Annotated in this window: 6 protein-coding genes; all 6 read right to left on the reverse strand. The window is 43.1% G+C overall.

Annotated features, from left to right (window positions below; genetic code table 11):
- Window positions 1–194 precede the first annotated feature (194 nt).
- Window positions 195–728 carry a DUF4136 domain-containing protein gene (locus AB4274_RS21700; RefSeq protein WP_372113206.1) on the reverse strand — a complete coding sequence of 178 codons (534 nt, stop codon included), beginning with the start codon at window positions 726–728 and terminating at the stop codon, window positions 195–197.
- A 387-nt stretch (window positions 729–1,115) separates the two neighbouring features.
- Window positions 1,116–2,180 (reverse strand): ribosome small subunit-dependent GTPase A, encoded by a 1,065-nt coding sequence (gene rsgA, locus AB4274_RS21705; protein WP_372113208.1) that lies wholly within the window; start codon window positions 2,178–2,180, stop codon window positions 1,116–1,118.
- A 503-nt stretch (window positions 2,181–2,683) separates the two neighbouring features.
- The gene (locus tag AB4274_RS21710) at window positions 2,684–3,142 is read right to left on the reverse strand and encodes a copper chaperone PCu(A)C (protein ID WP_372113210.1); all 459 of its coding nucleotides are present in this window, start codon (window positions 3,140–3,142) and stop codon (window positions 2,684–2,686) included.
- 85 nt (window positions 3,143–3,227) lie between these two features.
- Complete coding sequence (locus AB4274_RS21715; protein ID WP_004732104.1) at window positions 3,228–3,824, reverse strand: SCO family protein; 597 nt, start codon at window positions 3,822–3,824, stop codon at window positions 3,228–3,230.
- Window positions 3,821–4,261 (reverse strand): hypothetical protein, encoded by a 441-nt coding sequence (locus AB4274_RS21720; protein WP_017061864.1) that lies wholly within the window; start codon window positions 4,259–4,261, stop codon window positions 3,821–3,823. Before AB4274_RS21720 ends, AB4274_RS21715 begins: the two co-directional genes overlap by 4 nt.
- 203 nt (window positions 4,262–4,464) lie before the next feature.
- Window positions 4,465–5,385 (reverse strand): DUF368 domain-containing protein, encoded by a 921-nt coding sequence (locus tag AB4274_RS21725; RefSeq protein WP_017066617.1) that lies wholly within the window; start codon window positions 5,383–5,385, stop codon window positions 4,465–4,467.
- Between the last annotated feature and the right edge of the window lie 525 nt (window positions 5,386–5,910).

Consider the following 5,910-nt stretch of genomic DNA (forward strand, 5'->3'; position numbering starts at 1 on the left):
TTTTCATGATCTTGCCCTGACTCGGACGTGAGTTACAGCGTTAGCTTTAAGGTTGAGGGTATATAACAATATGATGCAGCTTTGATCTATTGCATTAGTGGCTTTGGTGCCTTCTTCCTCTAATGCCTAGGCTTCCTCTATCTGTACACTCAATGGCCAATATTTGAAGAAGTTATCACCTAGAAGTTTTAAAATCATTTGTACGAAGGGTACTGTTGAAACATTTCAGCGATCTCCTCGTAAATCAGCTCTTCACGTTCCTTAGAACTCATTGAGCGAGTCAATTTCCGGCTTGAATTCGCGGTCCATACAACGATGTTGGTTTTATCATCGATCAGTTCTACAATCAATTGTCCGTACGTCTGTTGGTGATAATTTTGTGGAGTGGACATTCCCCCACGGAAATTGTTCCAACCATAGCCAATACCAAATGACGAGCCGGAAGACACAAGTTCAGATGCTTGCTGAAGTTGGTAGCGGACGTATAGGTCGCCTCCGTCCTCTACAAATGAAACCCCTGTGCGGCTCATTTCTTTAATGATCGCACTTTCAATCCTGATTGAGTCGATACTAATCGGTATTTTGTTCTTCTCTTCTTTCGCAGTCCCGGGCGAGCTGAAATCATAGGTTTTATACATTGAGAAATCGGTTTGCTTTTCGAAGTCAGTATTTATTGTAGAGCAGGCAGCTAGAGGAAGCGTTAATAATATGGTGGTTAGACGAAGCATTTTCTATCTCCTTGGAAGGTGGTTTGAAATGAAATTTTCTTCTGAAGGTGATTATACTTGTCCGGTAATCGATACTTTATGTTCGTTATATTCAGTCAATCTGGTAGTAAAAGTGACGCGATTAATCGTATTTTAACTTTATTGTTCAAGGGGGAATTATATTGAACTGGATAAAGAGAAACATTAACGTGATGATTAACTCGCTAAGAAAAATTCCAACTATTATAAATGGTGAATTTTTACTTTCGGAAGCAGACGATATCTTAATATCCCTTGTTGATGAGGAAGGGAATTTGTAGATAAAGCCCCACGCGATTGACACGTGGGGCTCGGTGTTTCAGCTCAGCGTTGAGCGATTAACTCAGATTACCGTCAATATCCAACTGCTTAAGCTGAGCCTTTCTTAATATTGCGGCTTTCTGACTGTACGTTTCGGTACATTTTGGAAAGCTGCTTATTGTTAGCGCGTTGCTCTGCAAGAGAAGCGCCGTTTCTTGCTTGCTCTCTCAGTAGCTTTTGATAGTTAGTAAATCGTCTTTCAGACAGTTCACCACTCTCAATGGCAGCCCTTATCTTGCATCCCGGCTCTGATTCATGATGACAATCAGAGAAGCGGCAGTGCATTGCTAACTCTTCGACGTCTGAAAAAGTTTCACTCACGCCTTCAGCGCAGTCTGCAAGTTGGAGCTCTCGCATTCCTGGAGTGTCGAGAAGCAAGCCACCTGATGCGAGCAAGTGGAGTGATCGTGATGTGGTTGTATGACGACCTTTACTGTCGTCTTCACGAATACCACCAGTTGCCTGCGATGCTTCACCTAGCAATGAGTTAACCAAAGTCGACTTACCCACACCAGAAGACCCCATTAGCGCGACGGTTTTGCCGGTTTTACACCAAGGTGACAGTACTTGGGTTGAGTCTTGATCTAGGCTATTGACCGCTTCGATCATGAGCATCGGGTCTAAGCTTTGTACCTGTTGTACTTTGCCTTCGTAGTCGTCACACAAGTCTTTCTTAGTCAGGACGATAACCGCTTCAACTTGTGCTTCATTTGCGAGTGCCAGGTAGCGTTCAATGCGACTCAGATTAAAGTCGTTGTTCAATGAAACCACGATAAACACTGTGTCGATATTGGCTGAAATATATTGTTCAGCCACACGACTGCCTGCAGCTTTTCGGCTAAAGAGCGATTGGCGTTCTAGTAAGCGATCGAATTGCAGTTCAGAGTTCAATATTACCCAATCGCCAACCGTCATTGCAGGTTGGTTGTGATGAATAGGTAGAGTGATTTCGCCTTGTTCAGACGCAAATGTGTAGCCACTGCGATGGTGCGCGGTGATACGGGCGATCACTGAATGGTCGTAGTCTTCAAGTGTCAGTTGTTGTTGAAATACAGGTTGCCATCCAAGTTGTTGAAGTGACATTGGATGAGAAAATGCAGTTTGTGAATTCATGTCTATTTACCCAGACGTGCGAGCTTTCTTTTCTTATGAGAGCATTAACTTCTTGTGAGATCTCTTATTGTTGGTGAGATCAGAAGCGTTAAAAGCTAAAAAAGCGTCGAGACGTCAAAATTGCTTTAGAGTTTGGGTCGAATTCAATAGATAGGACCCCGGATTGATTCATGCATAATGAGCATGCTTTGACCATGTGCGATCAAACGTAAACCGGGTAAAAGTGTGCGGTAGCCAGCTGGTGGCTCAATGTTGGTAGTTCGGAATTAAAGTTGGTTTAACCAAACAAAATTAACGCGTTACTTTTACTGCCAGTTTTAGTGTTTTCATTACAATCATCTTCTCTTCTCCTTGGTTATTAATATGGTTAGGCTTTGCATAAAAAGCGAGTGCAGTTTAACAAAAAGCCACGATGGCGAGAAGTCATCGTGGCTTATTTTGTCTAATTTTTCACTGATGTGCTTTGGCTCTTGATAAGCCTCATTGAGCATCAGTTTCTAGAATTAGTGATGATCGTGATTCATCTTTTTCATGCCGCTCATCACTTTCTTCACTGGTGCGTCGAAGGTCTGTGTTTCACCATTGGCAAAGGTCAGTATCATCTCGATTTGCTCACCTTCTTTTAGGCTACTTCTTAGGTCGAACAACATGATGTGTAGGCTGCCAGGTTTAAGTACCGCTTCACCGTTTGCAGGGATGGTGATTTCTTGAACTTGGCGCATTTTCATAACATCGCCATCAATGATTACATCATGAAGTTCTACTTTACCTGCTGCAGGTGTTGTTGCAGAAACAATAGCGCGATCTTTATCGCTGTGGTTTATCAGAGTCGTGAACACCGCGCTGTTCACTGCTGAAGGCGGGGTTGCACGAGCGTACGCGTCATGAACCATAATATCGCTACTAGCCTGAGCAAAAGGGGTTAGCAATAAGCCTGCTAGAGCAAGTGCTTTTAACTTCATGTTGTTGTCCTTAATTTTTATGTTTTTGGTCTGGGACCTGACTTTTTGTTCGAACTTTATTAGTTAAGTTCTTTGTTTTTACGTTTTACTGCGTCAGCTTGTTGATAGCCTCAACAATTGGTGCTGGCGTTAACGTATGCGGCACTTTGGTAATCAAGGTACCGTCGGGCTTTAAAAAATAAAAATATGAGCTGTGGTCAAGGGTGTATTCCAACTCTGAACCTTCCAGCTTGGTCTTTCTGAAAATAACACCGTAGTTGTGTGCAAGCGTGGTTGTCACATCCAAAGGACCACTTAATCCTTCCATCATTGGGTGGAAGTATTGTGCGTATTCGTATGAGGCTTCTGCTGCATCACGCTCAGGGTCGAGAGAGACAAACATCGGGCGAATCTTGGCTTTTGCTTCATCAGAGACTTGGTTAAGTGCTCCGGCCAACATAGCCAAAGAAGTGGGGCACACATCTGGGCAGCGTGTGAAACCGAAGTAAACGATACGAATTCTGTCATCGGTTTGGTCAAAGATTTCCGTTGGTTGGTTGTCTTTGCCGAAAAGAGTCGTTGCGGAGAACTCTTGTTTTGCAGCGTGTTGTTCTTGAACTTCGTTTTGCCCATCAAGATAGCTTTTGACACCAAAGCCAAGTACAAAAGCGACAACCAATGCTAACGACCAATTTCTACTCATCTTGCCATCCTTATTGCAGGGTTTACAGTATCGACACCATCAGTGAGTTCACCGATCCATGTCATTTTATCTAAAGTACATACAGGTAAAATCACATCACCTTCATAGGTATTGTTGCCAATGCTCTTTAATTGAAAACGCGCTGATCCCATTTCCATTTCTAAACCTGTGAGCGATAACACCAGTGTCTCAGATGCAGCACCTTCCCAAACTACCTTTATCTTTGTGGGTAGAAGAGGTTGCGCGGTTTCTCGGTCAAGCGACATTGAAATGGATTCTTGCTCACACGATGTGGTTGAAAGCATGCAGTAATCATCCAAGCTGACGTCGGCAGTTGAGTGCTCCATCGCTGATTTAAATTGCTGAATTGCTTGCGGCCCATAAAAGCCTGCCACGAGAGCGATCCCAACAGCAGCAACCTTTAATGCAGAGTGCATGTCGTGTTCTCATTTAATTTTATAAGAGCGGCGATGTTATCACACCCCTCAATACGTGCTTGTATCAAAAAGCAATTTTGTGCGTATGGTAGAACTAAAAAAGCGAAGCCATTGGCTTCGCTTTTGTCTGTTTAATAGATATGTGAGCTTAGTATTTCTAAGCATTATCCGTTCTAAACGCTTTCCAGAAGCTGGCTGAATGATTAGTCAGCATTACGCTCTGCAAACTTCTCTAGTCCTAGAACCAATGCAATCGCAACAAACATCATCACAATAGCCATTACCAGCTGAGAAGGCTGAGAAGTTACGGCTTCAAAATCAAACGGTGACAGGTTTTCTTGAATCAGAGGAACTTGTTCACCTTTTGAGTTTGTGCGCCAGCTGATGGTCTCTTTCCAAGGCCAGATCTTAGGCAGCGTACCGATCATCAAACCGGTTAAGAATACCAATGTGAAGTCGCGGAATGAACGCAATAGCCAAGACAGTACATGTGAGAAAGTCAGCAGTCCGATCACACAGCCCGCAAGGAATAGCGCAAGTACATCGACTTGAAATGATTTAACGGCGCCAAGCACGGGGCCATACATGCCAATCAGGAGCAGAATAAAGCTGCCTGAAATACCGGGTAAAATCATCGCGCAGATAGCAATCGCACCCGCAATCAATACGTTGATGCTGGTTGGTTCCATTTGCAGCGGTTTAAGCACGGTAATGCTATAAGCGAAAGCAACGCCAAGCAGCAAAAACACGAAGCGAATCATATCGCGTTTCTCTACTTGCTTAAGAATATGGAAAACCGAGACCAAGATCAGGCCGAAGAAGAAAGACCACAGTGGAACAGGGTGGGTGACTAATAACCAAGAAATCAATTTTGCGAATGTCGCAATGCTCGTGAATACGCCCGCGAACAGTGAAATTAGGAAGAAACCATTGATGTGATTAAACGCGGCTTTGAAGCCTTCGCGTTTCCATAAGCCAAGTACGCTAGGGTTAATTCTGCGAATGCTTTCTAGCAGCGTATCGTAGATACCAGTGATGAATGCGATGGTTCCGCCCGACACGCCAGGTACAACGTCTGCTGCGCCCATTGCCATGCCTTTGAAAAAAGTACTTAAGTAGTTCATTGCTTCATAGAGTTGAGGATGATTTTGTGCAGTATACAAACTTTAGTGTAAAAAAAGTATGAATATGCTTTTGGGGAAGGGCTTTTATTACTCTATTAATTGTAAGGCAATAAGTTGAAGTGAATATTTGCCTAACATTTAGATAACAACCACTTAGTGATTTGTCATTAAGAGCAGAGATGAAACTGATCCCTTATCGATATTGCATCTTGGTTGCAATATGCAAATGCACTTTGCAATTCGCATGACAAATTCATGGTTTTTATGCGGTGCAGGGCTTATAAAACGTCGAATAAAAGTTGGCACGCTAACTGCATTATATACATTGACCCTTCTTAAGCCGAGGGTCACCTAGCCAACTGACGTTGTTAGTGAACTTATGATTTGTTCACAAATATATAGAGCCAATCGCGATTATTGCGGTTGGCTATTTTTTTGCCTGTCGTTTGGTGATCGTCTTTTTACTTTTCCCATTCCTACATTTTTAGGTTCTAAACTTCAGATGAAAAAAAAGGTTCATCGCGG

The organism is Vibrio sp. 10N.261.55.A10, from assembly GCF_041470825.1.
GTDB lineage: Bacteria > Pseudomonadota > Gammaproteobacteria > Enterobacterales > Vibrionaceae > Vibrio > Vibrio crassostreae_C.

What these genes read in the sequence shown, in the direction of transcription:
- AB4274_RS21700 (WP_372113206.1), bottom strand. Translation starts at nt 728, where the DNA reads ATGCTTCGTCTAACCACCATATTATTAACGCTTCCTCTAGCTGCCTGC.
- rsgA (WP_372113208.1), bottom strand. Translation starts at nt 2,180, where the DNA reads ATGAATTCACAAACTGCATTTTCTCATCCAATGTCACTTCAACAACTT.
- AB4274_RS21710 (WP_372113210.1), bottom strand. Translation starts at nt 3,142, where the DNA reads ATGAAGTTAAAAGCACTTGCTCTAGCAGGCTTATTGCTAACCCCTTTT.
- AB4274_RS21715 (WP_004732104.1), bottom strand. Translation starts at nt 3,824, where the DNA reads ATGAGTAGAAATTGGTCGTTAGCATTGGTTGTCGCTTTTGTACTTGGC.
- AB4274_RS21720 (WP_017061864.1), bottom strand. Translation starts at nt 4,261, where the DNA reads ATGCACTCTGCATTAAAGGTTGCTGCTGTTGGGATCGCTCTCGTGGCA.
- AB4274_RS21725 (WP_017066617.1), bottom strand. Translation starts at nt 5,385, where the DNA reads ATGAACTACTTAAGTACTTTTTTCAAAGGCATGGCAATGGGCGCAGCA.